At 72.4% G+C, this 17,187-nt stretch carries 18 protein-coding genes; 6 read left to right on the top strand and 12 right to left on the bottom strand.

Features of this window, described 5'->3' with window-relative positions; translation table 11 throughout:
* The first annotated feature begins 41 nt into the window (after positions 1-41).
* A complete protein-coding gene (locus tag M4960_RS14095; protein ID WP_248704559.1) occupies positions 42-569 on the top strand; it encodes a YbhB/YbcL family Raf kinase inhibitor-like protein in 528 nt (175 codons plus the stop codon).
* 69 nt (positions 570-638) lie between these two features.
* On the opposite strand, the gene M4960_RS14100 is transcribed toward M4960_RS14095, so the two are convergent.
* On the bottom strand, positions 639-2,906 hold the full coding sequence (locus tag M4960_RS14100) for a polyribonucleotide nucleotidyltransferase (RefSeq protein WP_123293920.1): 2,268 nt from the start codon (positions 2,904-2,906) through the stop codon (positions 639-641).
* A 281-nt stretch (positions 2,907-3,187) separates the two neighbouring features.
* Between M4960_RS14100 and M4960_RS14105 the strand changes: the two genes are divergently transcribed.
* A complete protein-coding gene (locus M4960_RS14105; protein WP_123293921.1) occupies positions 3,188-4,402 on the top strand; it encodes a lytic transglycosylase domain-containing protein in 1,215 nt (404 codons plus the stop codon).
* Positions 4,403-4,412: 10 nt separating this feature from the next.
* On the opposite strand, the gene M4960_RS14110 is transcribed toward M4960_RS14105, so the two are convergent.
* The 8 genes from M4960_RS14110 to M4960_RS14145 all read right to left on the bottom strand — a co-directional run bounded on the left by M4960_RS14110 (position 4,413) and on the right by M4960_RS14145 (position 9,513).
* Positions 4,413-4,622 (bottom strand): ferredoxin, encoded by a 210-nt coding sequence (locus tag M4960_RS14110; protein WP_248704560.1) that lies wholly within the window; start codon positions 4,620-4,622, stop codon positions 4,413-4,415.
* 38 nt (positions 4,623-4,660) lie between these two features.
* Entirely contained in the window at positions 4,661-5,932 is a 1,272-nt protein-coding gene (locus M4960_RS14115; RefSeq protein WP_248704561.1) for an NADH-ubiquinone oxidoreductase-F iron-sulfur binding region domain-containing protein, read from the bottom strand.
* Complete coding sequence (locus tag M4960_RS14120; RefSeq protein ID WP_248704562.1) at positions 5,929-6,486, bottom strand: ferric reductase-like transmembrane domain-containing protein; 558 nt, start codon at positions 6,484-6,486, stop codon at positions 5,929-5,931. Before M4960_RS14120 ends, M4960_RS14115 begins: the two co-directional genes overlap by 4 nt.
* Positions 6,486-7,445 carry an FAD:protein FMN transferase gene (locus M4960_RS14125; protein ID WP_248704563.1) on the bottom strand — a complete coding sequence of 320 codons (960 nt, stop codon included), beginning with the start codon at positions 7,443-7,445 and terminating at the stop codon, positions 6,486-6,488. The genes M4960_RS14120 and M4960_RS14125 overlap by 1 nt, the downstream gene beginning before the upstream one ends.
* A 2-nt stretch (positions 7,446-7,447) precedes the next feature.
* Positions 7,448-7,813, bottom strand: coding sequence for a hypothetical protein (locus tag M4960_RS14130; protein WP_248704564.1), 366 nt, complete (start codon positions 7,811-7,813; stop codon positions 7,448-7,450).
* Positions 7,814-7,939: 126 nt separating this feature from the next.
* Positions 7,940-8,557 carry a CE1759 family FMN reductase gene (locus M4960_RS14135; protein WP_123938818.1) on the bottom strand — a complete coding sequence of 206 codons (618 nt, stop codon included), beginning with the start codon at positions 8,555-8,557 and terminating at the stop codon, positions 7,940-7,942.
* Positions 8,558-8,694: 137 nt separating this feature from the next.
* Positions 8,695-8,964, bottom strand: a complete 270-nt coding sequence (gene rpsO / locus M4960_RS14140; protein ID WP_070416523.1) for a 30S ribosomal protein S15 — start codon at positions 8,962-8,964, stop codon at positions 8,695-8,697.
* A gap of 102 nt (positions 8,965-9,066) precedes the next feature.
* Positions 9,067-9,513, bottom strand: a complete 447-nt coding sequence (locus M4960_RS14145) for a VanZ family protein (protein ID WP_123293926.1) — start codon at positions 9,511-9,513, stop codon at positions 9,067-9,069.
* A gap of 143 nt (positions 9,514-9,656) precedes the next feature.
* On the opposite strand from M4960_RS14145, the gene M4960_RS14150 reads away from it, so the two are divergent.
* The 3 genes from M4960_RS14150 to M4960_RS14160 are packed head-to-tail and all read left to right on the top strand — an operon-like array spanning position 9,657 to position 12,117.
* A complete protein-coding gene (locus M4960_RS14150; RefSeq protein WP_248704565.1) occupies positions 9,657-10,712 on the top strand; it encodes a glycoside hydrolase family 6 protein in 1,056 nt (351 codons plus the stop codon).
* A gap of 41 nt (positions 10,713-10,753) precedes the next feature.
* Positions 10,754-11,803: a M4 family metallopeptidase gene (locus M4960_RS14155; RefSeq protein ID WP_248704566.1), complete on the top strand. Its 1,050-nt coding sequence runs from the start codon at positions 10,754-10,756 to the stop codon at positions 11,801-11,803.
* A gap of 38 nt (positions 11,804-11,841) precedes the next feature.
* On the top strand, positions 11,842-12,117 hold the full coding sequence (locus M4960_RS14160) for a protealysin inhibitor emfourin (RefSeq protein WP_248704567.1): 276 nt from the start codon (positions 11,842-11,844) through the stop codon (positions 12,115-12,117).
* A 155-nt stretch (positions 12,118-12,272) separates the two neighbouring features.
* On the opposite strand, the gene M4960_RS14165 is transcribed toward M4960_RS14160, so the two are convergent.
* The 3 genes from M4960_RS14165 to M4960_RS14175 all read right to left on the bottom strand — a co-directional run bounded on the left by M4960_RS14165 (position 12,273) and on the right by M4960_RS14175 (position 15,797).
* Positions 12,273-14,516: an AAA family ATPase gene (locus M4960_RS14165; RefSeq protein WP_248704568.1), complete on the bottom strand. Its 2,244-nt coding sequence runs from the start codon at positions 14,514-14,516 to the stop codon at positions 12,273-12,275.
* 73 nt (positions 14,517-14,589) lie between these two features.
* Complete coding sequence (locus M4960_RS14170; RefSeq protein WP_248704569.1) at positions 14,590-15,426, bottom strand: aldo/keto reductase; 837 nt, start codon at positions 15,424-15,426, stop codon at positions 14,590-14,592.
* A complete protein-coding gene (locus M4960_RS14175) occupies positions 15,426-15,797 on the bottom strand; it encodes an FKBP-type peptidyl-prolyl cis-trans isomerase (RefSeq protein ID WP_123293932.1) in 372 nt (123 codons plus the stop codon). The genes M4960_RS14170 and M4960_RS14175 overlap by 1 nt, the downstream gene beginning before the upstream one ends.
* Positions 15,798-15,866: 69 nt before the next feature.
* On the opposite strand from M4960_RS14175, the gene M4960_RS14180 reads away from it, so the two are divergent.
* Positions 15,867-17,186, top strand: a complete 1,320-nt coding sequence (locus M4960_RS14180; protein WP_248704570.1) for an MFS transporter — start codon at positions 15,867-15,869, stop codon at positions 17,184-17,186.
* The last annotated feature ends 1 nt before the right edge of the window (position 17,187 follow it).

Here is a 17,187-nt window from a genome sequence, read left to right on the forward strand (position 1 = left end):
GCGTCGGGCGGCCGCCGAGGCGGTGGGTGTTGGCTGGGCGCATGGCCAACGACCCCAACTGGAACCTCCCCGAGGTCCCCTCGTTCACCCTGACCAGCCCCGACTTCACCGACGGCGGCGAGCTGCCGACCTCGGCGCGCGGCACCGACGCGGGAGGCGAGGACCGCTCTCCCGCACTCGAGTGGTCCGGCGCTCCCGAGGGCACGAAGAGCTTCGTGCTCACCGTGTACGACCCCGACGCCCCGACCGGTTCGGGCTTCTGGCACTGGAGCCTGACCGACATCCCGGGCTCGGCGACCTCGCTGCCCGCCGGCGCCGGTACCGACGACGCCCTGCTGCCGGCCGAAGCCCTGCGCCGCCGCAACGAGTTCGGCACCGACACGTTCCTCGGCGCCGCTCCGCCCGCGGGCCACGGCGTGCACCGCTACTTCTTCACGCTGAGCGCCCTCGACGTGCCGCTGCTCGAGGCGCCGGCCGACGCGACCCCCGCGGTCGTCGGGTTCGTGCTGCGCGAGCACCTGCTCGGTCGCGCGCAGCTCGTCGGCACGCAGGAGACCCCCGCCACGTAGGACGACCCAGCAACGACGAACGGCCGCCGCCCCGGAAGGGACGACGGCCGTTCGTGTGCCAGGGGTGGATCAGACGGTGGCGTCCGTCGACTCCTCGCGGGCACCGCTGGAGTCGGTGTCCGACTCCTCGGCGACGACCGGCGCGAGCGACAGCTTGCCGCGGTCGTCCACCTTGGTGACCTCGACCAGGACCTTCTGGCCGACGCCCAGGACGTCCTCGACGTTCTCCACACGCTTGCCACCGGCGAGCTTGCGCACCTCGGAGACGTGGAGCAGACCGTCACGGCCCGGGAGCAGCGACACGAAGGCGCCGAACGTGGCGATCTTCACGACGGTGCCGAGGAACTGGTCCCCGATCTCCGGGTTGGTCGGGTTGGCGATCGCGTTGACCGACGCACGAGCGGCCTCGGCCGACGGTCCGTCGACGGCACCGATGTAGACGGTGCCGTTGTCCTCGATCGAGATGTCGGCACCGGTCTCGTCCTGGATGCCGTTGATCGTCTTGCCCTTCGGGCCGATCAGCTCGCCGATCTTGTCGACGGGGATCTGCACCGAGATGACGCGAGGAGCGGTGTCCGCCATCTCGTCGGGGGCGTCGATCGCCTCGTTCAGCACACCGAGGATGGCCGAGCGGGCCTCCTTGGCCTGCTTCAGCGCCGCGTCGAGCACCGTCGACGGGATGCCGTCGAGCTTGGTGTCGAGCTGGATCGCGGTGACGAACTCCGAGGTACCGGCGACCTTGAAGTCCATGTCGCCGAGTGCGTCTTCCGCACCGAGGATGTCGGTCAGCGCCGCGTAGCGGGTCTGACCGTCGACGGTGTCGGACACCAGGCCCATCGCGATGCCGGCGACCGGGGCCTTGAGGGGCACACCGGCGTTGAGCAGCGAGAGGGTCGAGGCGCAGACGGAACCCATCGAGGTCGAGCCGTTGGAGCTGAGCGCCTCGGAGACCTGACGGATGGCGTACGGGAACTCTTCACGCGTCGGCAGCACCGGCACGAGGGCGCGCTCGGCGAGGAAGCCGTGCCCGATCTCGCGACGCTTCGGCGAACCCACACGGCCGGTCTCACCGGTCGAGTAGGGCGGGAAGTTGTAGTGGTGCAGGTAGCGCTTCTTCGTGACGGGCGACAGCGAGTCGATCTGCTGCTCCATCTTGAGCATGTTCAGCGTGGTGACGCCGAGGATCTGCGTCTCGCCGCGCTGGAAGATCGCCGAACCGTGGACGCGCGGGATCACGGCGACCTCGGCGTCGAGCGGACGGATGTCGGCGAGGCCGCGACCGTCCATGCGGACCTGCTCGGTCAGGATGCGGCCGCGGACGACCTTCTTCGTGACCGACTTGTACGCGGCGCTGACCTGCGAGTTGGCGACGTCGGGCAGTTCGCCCGCCGACACCTTCGCCGCGATGGCCTCCTTGACGCGTGACTTGAGTGCGTCGTCGGCGTCCTGGCGCTCGGTCTTGGCGGCGATCTTGTAGACGTCACCGAGCTCGGAGAGCGCGATGGCCTCGACGGCCGAGTAGACCTCGGGCGCGTACGGCGGGAAGACCGGGTAGTCCTGGATCTCCTTGGCGGACTGCGCGGCGAGCTTCGCCTGGGCGTCGACGAGGGACTTGAGGAACGGCTTGGCCGCCTCGAGACCCTGCGCGACGACGGCCTCGTCGGGCTTGGTGGCGCCGCCCTGGATGAGCTCCCAGCTGTGCTCGGTGGCCTCGGCTTCGACCATCATGATGGCGACGTCCTCGTTGCCCGCCTCGTCGGTGACGACACGGCCGGCGACCGTGAGGTCGAAGACGGCGTCGGCGAGCTGCGATGCCTTCGGGAACGCGACCCACTGTTCGCCGATCAGCGCGAGGCGCACACCGGCGATCGGGCCGGAGAACGGCAGACCGGAGATCTGCGTCGACGCGGACGCGGCGTTGATGGCCAGCGCGTCGTAGAACTCGTCCGGAGCGATGCTCAGGACGGTGATGACGATCTGGACCTCGTTGCGCAGGCCGTCGACGAACGACGGGCGCAGCGGCCGGTCGATGAGTCGGCAGACCAGGATGGCCTCGGTCGACGGGCGGCCTTCGCGGCGGAAGAACGAACCGGGGATCTTGCCGGCGGCGTAGGAGCGCTCCTCGACGTCGACGGTCAGCGGGAAGAAGTCGAATCCTTCACGCGGGTGCTTGCCGGCGCTGGTGGCCGAGAGGAGCATCGTTTCCTCGTCGAGGTACGCGGCGACCGCGCCCTGCGCCTGCTGTGCGAGCCGACCGGTCTCGAACCGGACGGTGCGCTTGCCGTACTTGCCGTTGTCGATGACGGCTTCGGCGAACTTGATCTCGGGACCCTCCAAAAGGGTGCCTCCTTGATGTGTGTTCGGCAGGCCGTGGCGACGGCACTCGATGGTGCGTGCGCGCCGATCGTTCCGGACGCATGTCTGGCCAGCAGTAGAAGCACTCGGGAAACCGTTCCGGCCCGCGAGCCACCACCGATGACCAGCTCCGTGCCCGGCCTGCGCAGTGTTGTGTCGAACATCCGGGGAAACGGTCCTCGGACACGATGGACTTTACCAGTCCACAGGGAATCGGCGGCGCGGCTCGCTGACGGCCGGGCGAGCCTCGGTAACCTGCTGCCATGCGTCTCACCCCCTCGCGGGGCGTGCTCGTCGCGGCCGCCGTGGTCGTCGGCGCGCTCGTCGCCCCGGTCCTCACCGCTGTCCCGGCGTCCGCGACGGAGTACCCGACCTGGCAGGACGTGCAGCAGGCCAAGGGGAACGAGACCGCCAAGCGCGCCGAGGTCACCAAGGTGCAGGCCGCGCTGCAGTCGGCGCAGGACGAGGCGGCAGTGAAGTCGCAGGCCGCGCTGACGGCCTCGTCGAAGGCGGACGCGGCCGAGGCGGAGCTGGCGGAGGCCACCCAGGCCGCCACGAGCCTCCAGGCCCAGGCGCACCGCGCGTCCGAGACGGCCGAGCGTGCGCAGACACGCGCCGGGCAGCTGGCGGCGAACCTGTACCGCGACGGCAGCACGAACCAGATGACCACCCGGATCGCGACCGCGGGGAACCCCGACCAGCTGCTCTACCAGCTGGGCGCGCTCGACCAGCTGTCGTCCACGTGGTCCGGCGTGATGGACGAGGCGTCCGTCGCGGCCGGAACGGCATCGTCACTGCACGAACAGGCCGAACGGGCCGAGACCGAACGCGCGACGCGTGCGCAGGCGGCCGAGGAACGGTCCGCGGCGGCGAAGTCCGCCGAGGCCGTGGCGAACGCCGCGGTCGAGTCGACCGAGCAGCACAGCGACGAGCTGTACGCGCAGCTCGCGTCGCTCCGGGACACCACCGCGAAGCAGGCCGCCGGGTACGAGCTCGGGCAGAAGGTCGCGGCGCAGAAGGCCGAACAGCAGCGCAAGCGTGCGGCGGCCGCCGCGGCACAGGCGGCGGCAGCAGCCTCGGCGAGCGCCGACACCGGTAGCGGCGGGAGCACCAGCGCCGGTGGCGGCGGGGGCACGAGCTACCCGAGCACCGGCGGTGTCGTCGTGGACCCCGCGGCCGCGCAGGCCTACGCGCGGAGCGCCCTGGGCTCGTACGGGTGGGGCGACGACCAGTTCTCCTGCCTGGTGTCGCTGTGGACGCAGGAGTCCGGCTGGCGGGCGAACGCGCTGAACGCCTCGAGCGGCGCCTACGGCATCCCGCAGTCCCTGCCCGCTGACAAGATGTCGGCGGCGGGGGCGGACTGGCGGACGAACGCGAACACGCAGATCAACTGGGGACTCGCCTACATCAAGAGCGCCTACGGGTCGCCGTGCGGTGCGTGGGGCCACGAGATGAGCGTCAACCCGCACTGGTACTGAGCACGACCGCTCACTGCTCCACCATTCGCAGTGCCTGCAGCGGGCACATCGCCACCGCGTCCGCAGCGGCGGCGCGTTCGTCCGGCCGCACCGGCACGTCGCGGGTGCCGCCGCCGTCCCGTGCGATCGGGTAGCCCCACTCGTCGCGCGCCAGCCGCTCGGCGAAGAGTTCGGTGCACAGGCCGCGTCCCCGGCAGCGGGTCCAGTCGACGTGCAGCACGACGGGACCGGCTGCGGTTGCACCGCCCGGTGCGCCGCTCACCGTCGTCCCCCGACCAGACACGCGCCCCGCAGGTGCGCCTGCACGTCGTCGTGGAACACGTCGAGGGCGCTCCGCACCATCCGCGCGACGCCGTCCGGGTGGTGGCAGGCCCCGCGTCCGTCGACCAGGGCAGCGATCCGCCGGACCTCGCCGGCCAGGTCGCCCGCCCGACGCCCGGAGGCCAGGTCGGCGACCACGTCGGCGATCCGCGGCAACCCGTTCACGCACGGCCCGCAGCGGCCGGCGGACGCCCCGGCGAGTGCCGCGGCGAGGCCTGCCGTCACCCCGACCGGGCAGGTGCGGTCGTCGAGCACGGCCAGCACGCCCGCCCCGGGCGCCGCACCCCACGGTGCGAGCCCGTCAACGTCGAAGGGCGCGTCGAGCGCTGCGGCCGGCACCCAGGTGCCGCCCCACCCGCCGAGCAGGACGGCTCGCGTCCGTCGCGGGTCGGCCGCCGACAGCCGGGAGGCCCCCAGCAGCTGCCCGAGCGGCGCACCCCCGTCGGTCTCCAGCACCACGGCACCACCCGGGTCGGTCACGTCGCTGACCGTCACGAGTCGGGTGCCGGGAGCACTCGCGCTGCCGACGCTCCGCGCCCACGCCGCCCCGTACCGTGCGACGAGTGCCGCCTGGGCGAGGGTCTCGACGTTCGACACGAGGGTCGGGCGACCGCTCGGTCCACGGTCGGCGAGCCGCACGACACGGTCCCCTGGAAGGCCGCGTCCTCCGGCGACGGCCGAGGCGAGCGCCGTGGCCTGCCCGGCGACGAAGCTGGTGTGGGGCAGAGCTCGGACCTCGATGGCGACCGGGTCGGTGCCGCTGCCACGCCGGCCGTCGGTGCGTTCAGCGAGTGCCTGCCGGACCCGGTCGGCGAGCCGCGCACTCGTGGCGACCACGGCCTCGTTCGCACCGATCGCGAGCGCCGCGACCACGATGCCGTCGAGCACCAGGTGCGGTGCGCGTTCGAGCAGGACGGCGTCCTTCCGGCTGGCGGGCTCCCCCTCGGCGCCGTTGGCGATGACGATCGGGGCACCACGGCTGCCGCGCCGGGTCCGGCCCGCCACGGCGTCGAGCTTGCGGGCGAGCGGGAACCCGGCTCCGCCACGGCCGTCGACCCCGGCGAGGCCGATCTCGTCGATGATCCCGGGCCCCACGCGCGGGAGCGTCCCGTGCGTGCGGTGGTGGGCGTCGAGGCCTGGGCCGGGGGCGGCGAGGAGTCGCTGCGTGCCGGTCGGTGGCGACACGGTGAGCGGGTGGGTCAGGGTCATCGGAGGGCCTCCTTCGGGGTCGGACGGAACGCGGTGACGCCGGCCGTGCAGCGCCAGGCCACGGCGCCGAGGACGGCGGCGGCGCAGACCCCGGCGACCACCAGGAACCAGGCGGACGTGCCGTCGGTCCCGGTGCCGATCGCGTGCGCCATCGCGATCGGCCACATGGCGTAGGCGGCCCAGTGCACGGCGCGGAACACCCGCGGACCGATCACCCGGCGGAGCATCCCCGTGACGACGAGCACCACGAGCAGGTCGACCGCCAGGGTGCCGAGCCCGAGCCAGAACCAGCGGTACGCACCGACGAACGGCACGACGGCGTCCAGCAGGCGCAGTTCGGCCTCGGTGTCGAGCAGCAGCGTCACCACGTGCACGGCCACGAACACGGTGGATGCGAGGGCGACGTCCCGGTGCACGAGCTGCACGCCGAACCGCGGAAGGCCGGGGAGCGGTCGGCCGCCGCGGGTCACGATGCCGAGCAGGACCGTCAGGGTCAGGAGCACGACGGCGGCGACGCCCGTGCCGCGGCCGACCACCCAGAGCGCGGTGTCCATCAGGCGGCGTCCGCCCCGTCCAAGGTGTCAGTGACGGCACCGTCGGCAGCCTGGTCCTCCGGCCAGCCGCCGAGCCGCAGCACCGAGCCGTCGGCCGCGACGAGCCGGGCCGCACGACCGCTCTGCCGGAGCCACTCCACGGCGCCGTGCCCCCGGACGACCGCGGCGGTGGTCATCGTGTTGGCGGTGGTGCACGAGGGGGCGACGACCGTCACCGACCGCCACACCGGGTCGGCGGGCAGGCCCCACCGGGGATCGAGGATGTGGTGCCGCGCGGTCCCGTCCTGCTCCCAGCGGCGCTTCTGCGTACTCGAGGTCGCGACGGACCACCCGGAGGCGATGCGGACGTGGTCGACGGGGTCGTCCGCCAGGTCCTGCACGCGCACCTGCCAGCCACCGGAGGGGTCCGGGCCGGCCGTGGCGACGTCCCCGCCGAGCGACACGAGGGCACCGACGCCGAGCCGCGCGGTGATGCTCGCGGCCGCCATGTCCGCGGCGGCGGCCTTCGCCGTGGCACCGAGGTCGAGCGTGACGCCCTCGGGGACCCGCAGGAACGTGCCGGACAGCAGGATCCGCTGCCACGCCGGGCGGTCGTCGAGCGATCGGGCCACGGCGTCGGGTGACGGGACCGGTAGCGCGTCGGCGAACGCGGCGTCGTACCCGAGGGACACCATCCGTCGGCCGAGCGTCGGGTCGACGTCCCCGTCGGACAGCCGTGCGGCGTCGACGGCCTGGTGCACGAGCGTCGCCAGCAACGGCGAGACCTCGGTGCCGCGCACGAGGTCGTCGGCGCGGGACAGGAGCTCGGAGTCGTCGCGGAACCGGCTGCACGCGGCGTCGACGGCGGCCGTGACCTCGCGGGCGCAGGACTCCGCGGCGGCGAGGTGGCGGCGGTCGCGGTGGTCGAGGACGACCCGGGCGGTGGTGGTCCAGAGGTCCCACTCTGCGGCGGCGCGCACGGTCACGATCCCGTCGTCGTCGTGTCGGACGACCCACCGGTGGTGCCCTGCGAGACGCCGGTGTCGCTGCTGCTCGTGCCGCTGTCGGTCGACGAGTCGGTCGACGTGTCGGTCGACGTGTCGGTCGACGTGTCGTTCGACGACGAGGAGGACGAGGACCCGGAGTCGGTGGTGGCGTCGCTCGACGTCCCGGTACCCGAACCGGAATCCGTCGAGGTGCTCGTGGACGTGTCGGTCGTCGTCGTGCTGGCCTGCTCGTGCCCGAACCACAGCCCGGCACCCGTGACCGTTGCGACCGCGAGTCCGCCCAGGCTCACGAGCGCACTCGTGACCCGCGCGGATCGCTTGCCGTTGCCTCTGGTGTCCATCGGTCCTCCTCGTCGTCATGACGAGGTTCCCGAGCCCACCGATGAGCGAGCCGCCAGCCGGCCGCACTCCGACCCCATGAACCCTGTGGTCCGCCTAAGAGCGCGCCGCGGGGTCAGTGGTCCGGGTCAGTGCCCGAGGCCACCGAGCAGGCTCGCGAAGTCCGCGGTCGCGGGGAGCGCGTCGGCTTCCTGCGGGGCCCGCCGGGAGGCCCGGATCGCCCAGGCCAGGTCCGCTCCGGCCCGGCGGATGCGTCCGTCCAGGGCCGCGGCGTCGCCGTCGCTCCCCCAGTCGTCGGTCGCGGCGAACACGCCGGTCGGCACCACCGCTGCGCGGAGGTACGCGAAGACCGGACGCAGGGCGTGGTCGATGGCGAGCGAGTGCCGCGAGGTCCCGCCCGTGGCGCCGAGCAGGACGGGCAGGTCGGCGAGCGCGTCCTTGTCGAGGACGTCGAGGAACGACTTCGCGAGACCGCTCACGCCGGCCGTGAAGATCGGCGTGACGAAGACGACGGCGTCGGCCTCGACCACTGCCGCCATGGCGGCGGACAGCGCGGGCGCCGCGAAGCCGGTGAGCATCGCGTCGGTGATCTCGTGTGCGAGCGGACGGAGCTCGACGTGCAGGACGTGCGCGGGCGTGCCCTCGGCGACGAGCGCGGCGACGGCGGCCTCGCCCAGGCGGTCGGCGAGCAGGCGGGTGGAGCTGGGCTCGGAGAGTCCGGCGGAGACGACGGCGATGGTGGTCATGGTGGTTCCCGACTTTCGATGCGTTTGCATGAACATCGTACCGAACCGTGCGCCGCGCGCAACCATTCCCGGAAACGGAGAACGCCCCGGTCCTCGCGAGGAGGACCGGGGCGTTCAGTCAAGCCGTGAGGCGTCGACTAGCGGCGCAGGCCGAGGCGCTCGATGAGCGCACGGTAGCGGGCGATGTCGACGTCGGAGAGGTACCCGAGGAGACGGCGACGCTGACCGACCATGAGCAGCAGACCACGACGCGAGTGGTGGTCGTGCTTGTGCTCCTTGAGGTGCTCGTTCAGGTCGTTGATACGACGCGTCAGAACGGCGACCTGGACCTCGGGGGAACCGGTGTCGCCCGGGTGGGTCGCGTACTCTTCGATGATCTCCTGCTTGACCTTCGCGTCAAGTGCCATGCGTAGATCCCCTTTCAGTCCGTTGCGCGGTGCCCGTGCCTGATGCACGAGCGCTCTTTGTCCGCGGCCGTTCGACGGCAACCGCGCAAGACTACCAGAGTCCTAGGCGGTCCTGGCGCGCAGGCGACGACGACGGGGCGCCGGCAGCAGACTGCGGACGAGTCCGACGAGCGTCGCGCCGAGCAGTCCGCCGAGGCCGTTCGACAGCACGTCGCGGGGGTCGGCGACGCGGTAGGGCAGGTAGGTGGCCTGCGCGAACTCGATGCCGGTCGACAGGGCGACCGCGACCAGGGCCCCGAGGATCCACCAGCGCCGCGGCAGCCAGAGTGCGGCGAGCATGCCGACGGGCACGAACATCGCGATGTTGGCCAGGAACTCGGTGCGCTCGTACGTGAACCAGGTGCCGTGCGGCAGCTGCTGCACCCAGGCGATCGCGTGCAGCACGAACGAGTTCTGTGCCGAGGTGAAGACCTGCGGGGTCAGCGTCATCCGCCAGATCACCCAGGCGTACGCCGCGGTCACGGCGAGGAGGAGGAGTCGACGGAACATCCCGGTATTCTGCAACACCGTCCTGCGGGGTCGCTGGAGCGCTCCTGGCAGAAGCCGTCGGCCGACCTGAACGAACACCCCGGTGTCCTGGTCAGGACTCCCCCGCACCTGTCAGCATGGGTGCGAACAGGGAGGACCGCCGGATGCCGGAGCACCAGGGGAAGCGTGCGTCCGCGCGACGTCAGTGGCTGTGGATCGCGGCCGCGGTCGTCGGTGTCGCGGCGGTCGTGACGGCGCTCGTGGTCGTCGTGCCGCACGGCGGCGGCCCGGATGCCGACCCGCCGAAGAGCGGACGGGACGTCGTGACGCGGAAGACCGCGGAGCAGGCGTTCCCCGGCGGCCTCGCGCACCAGCCGTCGGACGTGAACCAGCCGGGCATCCGCGAGCGCCAGGCCCGCGCCGCCGGACACGACGACACCGCGGCGCAGATCGCCCGTATCGCCGACCAGCCGATCGCGACCTGGCTCACGAACACCTCGCGGTCCGAGACGCGCACGACGATCCGCACCGTCGTCCGGAACGCCGAGCAGCAGCAGGCCACCCCGGTGTTCGTGCTGTACACCGTGCCGGACCGCGACTGCGGCAGCTACTCGAAGGGCGGCACCACCGACGACGCGTACCTGCCGTGGGTCCGCTCCGCCGTCCGCGCGATGGCCGGCTCGAAGGCCGTCGTGCTCGTCGAACCGGACGCGATCGCACAGATCCAGAACTGCGAGCGCCTCCGCGACTCCCGACTCCCCCTGCTCCGCGAGGCCGTGGACGCCCTGACCGGGCACGGACTGACGGTGTACCTCGACGGCGGCAACGAGAACCGTGTCCCGACCGCGACGATGGCCGACTGGCTGCGGCAGGCGGGCGTCGACGAGGTGCAGGGCTTCTTCACGAACGTGTCGAACTTCTACCGCGTCGACCAGGAAGGCGCCTACGCCGACGAACTCGCCGACGCGATCGGTGGGGATCCGCACTTCGTCATCGACGTCTCCCGGAACGGTCAGGGCTGGCGCGGGACGTGGTGCAATCCCGAGGGTGCGGGTCTCGGCCAGGCGCCGCACGTCACCGGCGGATCGAGCCGGCTCGACGCCCTGCTCTGGGTCAAGACCCCTGGGCTCAGCGACGGCACGTGCAACGGTGGACCGGCCGCCGGGCAGTGGTGGGAGTCCTACGCGCTCGGCCTGGTCGAGAACCGCAAGCGCGACTGAGCCGGTGCCGGGGTGTCGGTGCCCGGTGGTTGCATGAGCGCATGACCCCGACCGACAGCCGGCGCTCCGTCGTCCCGCCCTACCTGCTCCACGCCGTGGCCCAGGCGGCCGAGTTCCCCCGGGCGGCGTCTGCCGCGCGCACCGCACTGGCGTCGCTCGAGCTCGTGCAGAGCCCGAAGCACCAGCACCTGGTCGCCCCGCGCCGTGTCAGCGGCACGGTCGACCGGTCGCCCCAGCGCACGATCGCCGACGCCCGCGGCACGACGACCCTGCCCGGCACGGTGGTCCGGAGCGAGGGCGCCCCCGACACCGGCGACGCGGCCGTCGACGAGGCGTACGCGGGCCTGGGTGCGACCCACGCCTTCTGGCTCGACGTCTTCGGCCGGGTGTCGATCGACGGTGCCGGACTCCCCCTCGACGCCACGGTCCACTTCGGGCAGGACTACGACAACGCCTACTGGGACGGCAGCCGGATGGTGTTCGGCGACGGCGACGACGAGGTCTTCCGGCGCTTCACCATCGCGCTCGACGTCATCGGGCACGAACTGGCGCACGGCGTCACGCAGTACACCGCCGACCTGACCTACCAGGGGCAGTCCGGGGCGCTCAACGAGTCGATCAGCGACGTGTTCGGCTCACTCGTCGCGCAGTACGCGGCCGGGCAGACCGCCGAGCAGGCGAGCTGGCTCATCGGCCAGGGGCTCTTCACCGATGCCGTGCACGGTGACGCTCTGCGCTCGATGCGGGCCCCGGGTACCGCCTACGACGACCCGGTGCTCGGCAAGGACCCGCAGCCCGCGACGATGGCCGACTTCGTCGTGACGACCGACGACGCCGGTGGGGTGCACACGAACTCCGGCATCCCGAACCACGCGTTCTTCCTGGCGGCGACCGCGATCGGCGGGTACGCCTGGCAGGGCGCCGGTGCCGTGTGGTGGGACGCCCTGACCTCGGACGCCGTCACCGCCTCGATCGACTTCGCTGGCTTCGCCGCCGTGACGATCGACGCCGCTGGGTCCCGGTTCGGCGCCGGTTCCGCGGAGCACACCGCGGTGCAGGACGCCTGGCGGACGGTGGGCGTCCTCGTCTGAGACGATCGAGCGCCACGCACCGGCGTACGGTCGGGAGCATGCGCATCGAGGTCCGTCGTTCCGGGGGCTTCGCCGGTACCACGCGGCACTGGCGGGTCGACACCGACACGAGCGCCGACCCCGCGGCGTGGTCCGAGGTCGTCGACGCGCTCCCCCGGACCCCCGCGACGGCGACGGCCGAGCCGCCGGTCCCCGACGACTTCACGTGGACGATCACCGTCGAGCGCACGACCGTGACGATCCCTGGACGCCGCCTCGACGGCGCGTGGGCCGACCTCGTCGCGCGCGTCCGCTCTGCAGGCGACCAGTCCTGAGACGGCAGGCCCGTGCCGGAGCCGCCACGGGCCTCCCGTCCGCACCGCGCCGGCCGTACCACCGCGGATCGTGAGCACGAATGGTCGCCTCCGCGCGGCGAACTCGACCATTTCTGCTCACGAAGTGGCCGCGCGCGATGCGCGAACGCGACCCCTCAGTCGACGTCGATGACCGTCAGGCGCCGCGTCGGACGGGTCATCGCGACGTAGACCGCGGCCGCCGGGCGCGCAGCGTCGGCACCGACCCGGTCGGGGTCGACGAGCAGCACGCCGTCGAACTCGAGGCCCTTGGCGTCCGCGCCCGTCAGCACCGTGAGCGACCCGGCGTGCGGCGAGGCGAGCCCGCGCACGTCGGCCTCGGTGCGCCGGAGCCGCTGCCGGACGGCGTCGACCTCGGACTCCGGGACGATCACGCCGATGGTGCCGGCACCGATCCGCGACCGTTCGGCGTCGGCGACCGACACGACCGTGTCGAGCAGGTCGGCGCGGGCGACGCGGACGCTCTCGACGGGGTCGCCGTCGCGCACGGCCTCGTTGCGGGTCACGGTCAGGCCGGCACCGTCGGCGAAGACGCCGGCGGCCTCGACGATCGACCGCGGGGTGCGGTAGTTCACGGTGAGCTGCTCGATGCGGTGGTCGAGCGGCACGAGCGGTGCCCGGCCACGGCGTCGGCGGGCGAGCGCGCCGAGCACGTCGTCCCAGGTGCGCGCGGCCCCGGGCGAGGAGCCCTGCGCCATGTCGCCGACGATCGTGAAGGAGCGCAGCGGGTTGCGGCGGGCGAGCACGCGCCACTGCATCGGCGAGAGCTCCTGCGCCTCGTCGACCACGATGTGCCCGTAGGTCCACTCGCGGTCGTCGGCGGCGCGCTCCGCCGTCGAGCGGGGGTCGCCGCCCTCGGCGAACGAGCCGGCGACCTGTTCGGCGGTGACGATGCCCTCGACACCCATGTTCTCGATCGCCTGCCGCGCGTTCTCGATGTCACGGTTCCGGCTGGCCTTCGCCGCGCGCTTGGCGGCGCCGCCGGTCGGGTCGAACGGGCCGAGCAGTTCGGCGGCCTCGTCGAGCAGGGGGACGTCCTCGACCGTCCAGGCAGCACCGCGTGCGCGCTGCAGAAGGGCACGGCGTTCCGGGGTCCAGTCCGGGGTCAGCGAGGCGAGCCAGTTCGGACGGGCGTACAGGTCCTCGAGGAACTTCTCCGGCGGCAGCGGCAGCCACGCGGTGTTGAGCAGCACCCGGGCGTCGTAGGAGCTCCGGATGTCCTCGCGCAGGACCTTCTCGTCGGCCTCGTCCACCGTCGTGCCGCGCTCGCGCAGCTGTTCGGCGAGCAGCCGGGTCATCGCGTCGAGCGCGAGCTTGTTGAACGTCACGCGCGCGGCGTTGTGGGGCTTGCCGCGGTCCTGGGCGCGCTTCATCGCGTCGGCCACGAGCTGCGGCGTCACGACGAGCCGCTCACCCTCGACGTCGAGCGTCACCGACTCGGTCGGCACCACCTGGCGGGAGCGCACGGCGCGGCGCAGGAGTGCGGCCGTCTGCGCGGAGCCCTTCACGGCGGCGACGTCGCGGGGGTCGTGCGTCGTCGCGTGCACCCCCGGGTAGAGCGAACCGAGCGAGGCCATCACGACGCCGGTCTCACCGAGCGACGGCAGGACCTGCTCGATGTAGGTCAGGAACGCCGGCGACGGGCCGACCATCAGGACGCCGGAGCCCCGCAGCCGCTCGCGGTACGAGTACAGCAGGTACGCGGCACGGTGCAGCGCCACGGCGGTCTTGCCGGTGCCGGGGCCGCCCTGCACGATCAGGACGCCTTCGAGCGGGGAACGGATGATCCGGTCCTGCTCGCCCTGGATGGTGGCGACGATGTCGGTCATCCGGCCGGTGCGCTCGGCGGTCACCGCGGCCAGCAGCGCTCCCTCGCCCTGCAGGTGGGTGCGCTCGTCGTCGTAGAGCGAGGCGTCGAACACCTCGTCCTCGACGCCGACCACCCGACGGCCCTCGAGCGACAGGTGGCGACGCGAGCGCATGCCCATCGGGTGCGCCGCGGTGGCCTGGTAGAACGCGCTGGCACCGGGCACACGCCAGTCGAGCAGGAGTGGGCGGTGGTCGGCGTCACGCAGGCCCACGCGGCCGATGTAGCGGAAGGCGTCCTCGGAGCTGTCGGGCTCGGAGACCTCGAGCCGGCCGAAGACCAGACGGTCCCCCACGCGCTCGAGCGTCGCCACGGTGTCTTCGTAGAGTCGGGCGTACGCGTCGCGCTCGCTGCGGCTCTGGTGGTTCCCGCCGACCGCCTGACGACGGGTCTCGGCGAGACGCTGCTCGGCCTCGGCGGTCAGCTCGTCGAGACGGCGGAAGAGGCCGTCCACGTAGCCGCGCTCGCGGTCGATCTCGGTCGGTTCGGACACACGCAACCCTTCGGGAAGAGGGGAATCCAGTGTACTGCCCGCTGGAGGCCCGCAGTTCCCGAAGGGTCGTCGGTCACATCTCTTCGTGCGTGTCCGGGTCTGCGTCCCAGAGCCGGCCGCGCTCGAGGGCGGAGATGGCCTGCACCTCGGCGTCGGTCAGCTCGAAGCCGAACACGTCGAGGTTCTCTCGCTGCCGGGTGGCGTCGGCCGACTTCGGTACCGGCACGGCACCGAGCTGGACGTGCCACCGCAGCACGACCTGGCCGGGGGTCACACCGTGGGCCGCTGCGGCGTCGGTGATCGGCTGCTCGGTGAGGAGCTCCGACCGGACGGCGAGCGGGCTCCAGCTCTCGGTCACGATGCCGAGCTCCTGGTGCACCTTCCGCAGTTCTGCCTGCGGGAAGTACGGGTGCAGTTCGACCTGGTTCACGGCCGGGGCGACACCGGTGGCGTCGATGATGCGGCGCAGGTGCTCCGGGGTGAAGTTCGAGACGCCGATCGAGCGGACCTTGCCGCTGTCGCGCAGGTCGACGAACGCCTTCCACGTGTCGACGAACTTGTCCACCGACGGGTTCGGCCAGTGGATCAGGTACAGGTCGACGTGGTCGAGCCCGAGGTTGCCCAGGGTCTCGTCGATCGAGCGGTGCGCCTCGTCGTAGCCGTGGTGGCGGCCGGGGAGCTTCGAGGTGACGACGAGGTCCTCACGCGCGACGTCGGACTCGCGGACGGCGCGGCCGACGGCGTCCTCGTTGCCGTAGTTCAGTGCGGTGTCGAGCAGCCGGTAGCCGCTCGCGATCGCGGTGCCGACCGCGGCCGCACCCTCGTCGCCGTTCAGGCCGTAGGTGCCGAGGCCGAGCTCCGGGAACCGGTGGCCGTCGTTCAGCTCGATGGTCGGGGCACCGACCTGCATCAGCGCACCCCGAGCAGGTCGATCACGAAGATCAGGGTCTTGCCGGACAGGAAGTGGCCGCCACCGGCGGGACCGTAGGCGAGCTCCGGCGGGACGACGAGCTTGCGGCGACCGCCGACCTTCATGCCGGGGATGCCCTCCTGCCAGCCGCGCACGAGCGCTGCGAGCGGGAAGTCGATGGGCTCACCGCGGTTCCACGAGCTGTCGAACTCCTCGCCGGTCTCGTACTCGACGCCGGCGTAGTGCACCTTGACGGTCGAGCCGGCGGACGCTTCCTCGCCGGAGCCCTCGACGATGTCGGTGATGACGAGATCGGTGGGGGCCGGGCCCTCGGGCGCGTCGAACTCGGGCTTGCTGTTGAGGTCAGTCATGCGATCCAGTCAACCAGAGCGCGGCAACGGCAGACGCAACGGCCACCCAGGCCGCAGAATGGTTCCACCGTGACACGACCCACTCCCGCACCGCCGCGCCGCCGCCTGCTCGCCGACCTCACCCCGCTCCGCCGATCCCCCGCCTTCGCCCGGCTCTGGGCGGGCACCGCGATCGCCGGGATCGGCACGCAGATGACCACGGTGGCGGTCGGGCTCGAGGTGTACGAGATCACGCACTCCACCTTCGCGGTGGCGCTCGTGGGGGTCATCGCCCTGCTGCCGATGGTGGTCGCCGGCCTGTACGGCGGCATGCTCGCCGACGCCTTCGACCGCCGCACCGTCGCACTCGTGTCGTCGATCATCGCCTGGGTCGCGGTCGCCCTCATCGCCACCCACTCGTGGCTCGGACTGCACAGCGTCGCACTGCTCTACGTCCTGGCGACCGTGAACGCCGTCGCGGCGACCGTGAGCAACGCCTCGCGCTCGGCGATCGTCCCGCGACTCGTCGGCACCGACCTGCTGCCCGCGGCGAGCGCCCTGGGCGGGATCGCCTCCGGGTTCCAGGTCACCGTCGGACCGGCTGTCGCCGGCGTCCTGATCGCGAGCGTCGGGTTCGCGCCGACCTACACGATCGACGTCGTCCTGTTCACCTTCGCGTTCCTCGGGGTGTTCACGCTGCCGCGGATGGCGGCCGACCACGGTGCTCTCCGCCCGGGCCTGAGCTCCCTGGTCGAGGGCGCGCGGTTCCTGCGGAGGTCGCGCAACATCACCATGACGTTCGTGCTCGACATCGTCGCGATGACGTTCGGTCAGCCCCGCGTCCTGTTCCCCGCGATCGGGGCGCTCGTGATCGGCGGCGGATCGATCACCGTGGGCACCCTCACGGCCGCCTACGCGATCGGCGCGCTGCTGTCGAGTGTCTTCTCCGGGCCGCTCGGGCACGTGCGCCGCCAGGGCGAGGCGGTCGGCTGGGCCATCACCGCGTACGGCGGCGCGATCGCGGCGTTCGGCGTCGTCATCGCGCTCGCGCAGGTGCTCGGCGGACGCTCGGGCGAGTCGTTCTCCGTCGGGATCCTGCCCGCGCTCGGGTTGGCGGCGCTGTTCCTGGCGGCGGCCGGCGGTGCGGACAACGTCAGCTCGGTGTTCCGGAACACGATCCTGCAAGCGGCGTCGCCGGACGGCATGCGCGGCCGGCTGCAGGGCATCTTCATCGTCGTGGTCACCGGTGGCCCGCGGCTCGGCGACCTCTACGCGGGCCTGGTCGTCGCGGCCGGCATCGCGTACCCGCCGATCATCGGCGGCGTGCTCATCGTGGCGCTCGTCGCGCTGCTCCTCCGCCTCGTCCCCTCCTTCCGCCGCTACGACGCCCTGCACCCCCACGCCAACTGAC

The organism is Curtobacterium sp. MWU13-2055 (genome assembly GCF_023242305.1).
Lineage (GTDB): Bacteria > Actinomycetota > Actinomycetes > Actinomycetales > Microbacteriaceae > Curtobacterium.

Bases quoted from the DNA above. Each gene is read 5' to 3' on its own strand.
- M4960_RS14095 (WP_248704559.1), top strand. From the start codon at position 42: ATGGCCAACGACCCCAACTGGAACCTCCCCGAGGTCCCCTCGTTCACC.
- M4960_RS14105 (WP_123293921.1), top strand. From the start codon at position 3,188: ATGCGTCTCACCCCCTCGCGGGGCGTGCTCGTCGCGGCCGCCGTGGTC.
- M4960_RS14115 (WP_248704561.1), bottom strand. From the start codon at position 5,932: ATGACCCTGACCCACCCGCTCACCGTGTCGCCACCGACCGGCACGCAG.
- M4960_RS14120 (WP_248704562.1), bottom strand. From the start codon at position 6,486: ATGGACACCGCGCTCTGGGTGGTCGGCCGCGGCACGGGCGTCGCCGCC.
- M4960_RS14130 (WP_248704564.1), bottom strand. From the start codon at position 7,813: ATGGACACCAGAGGCAACGGCAAGCGATCCGCGCGGGTCACGAGTGCG.
- M4960_RS14135 (WP_123938818.1), bottom strand. From the start codon at position 8,557: ATGACCACCATCGCCGTCGTCTCCGCCGGACTCTCCGAGCCCAGCTCC.
- rpsO (WP_070416523.1), bottom strand. From the start codon at position 8,964: ATGGCACTTGACGCGAAGGTCAAGCAGGAGATCATCGAAGAGTACGCG.
- M4960_RS14145 (WP_123293926.1), bottom strand. From the start codon at position 9,513: ATGTTCCGTCGACTCCTCCTCCTCGCCGTGACCGCGGCGTACGCCTGG.
- M4960_RS14150 (WP_248704565.1), top strand. From the start codon at position 9,657: ATGCCGGAGCACCAGGGGAAGCGTGCGTCCGCGCGACGTCAGTGGCTG.
- M4960_RS14155 (WP_248704566.1), top strand. From the start codon at position 10,754: ATGACCCCGACCGACAGCCGGCGCTCCGTCGTCCCGCCCTACCTGCTC.
- M4960_RS14160 (WP_248704567.1), top strand. From the start codon at position 11,842: ATGCGCATCGAGGTCCGTCGTTCCGGGGGCTTCGCCGGTACCACGCGG.
- M4960_RS14170 (WP_248704569.1), bottom strand. From the start codon at position 15,426: ATGCAGGTCGGTGCCCCGACCATCGAGCTGAACGACGGCCACCGGTTC.
- M4960_RS14175 (WP_123293932.1), bottom strand. From the start codon at position 15,797: ATGACTGACCTCAACAGCAAGCCCGAGTTCGACGCGCCCGAGGGCCCG.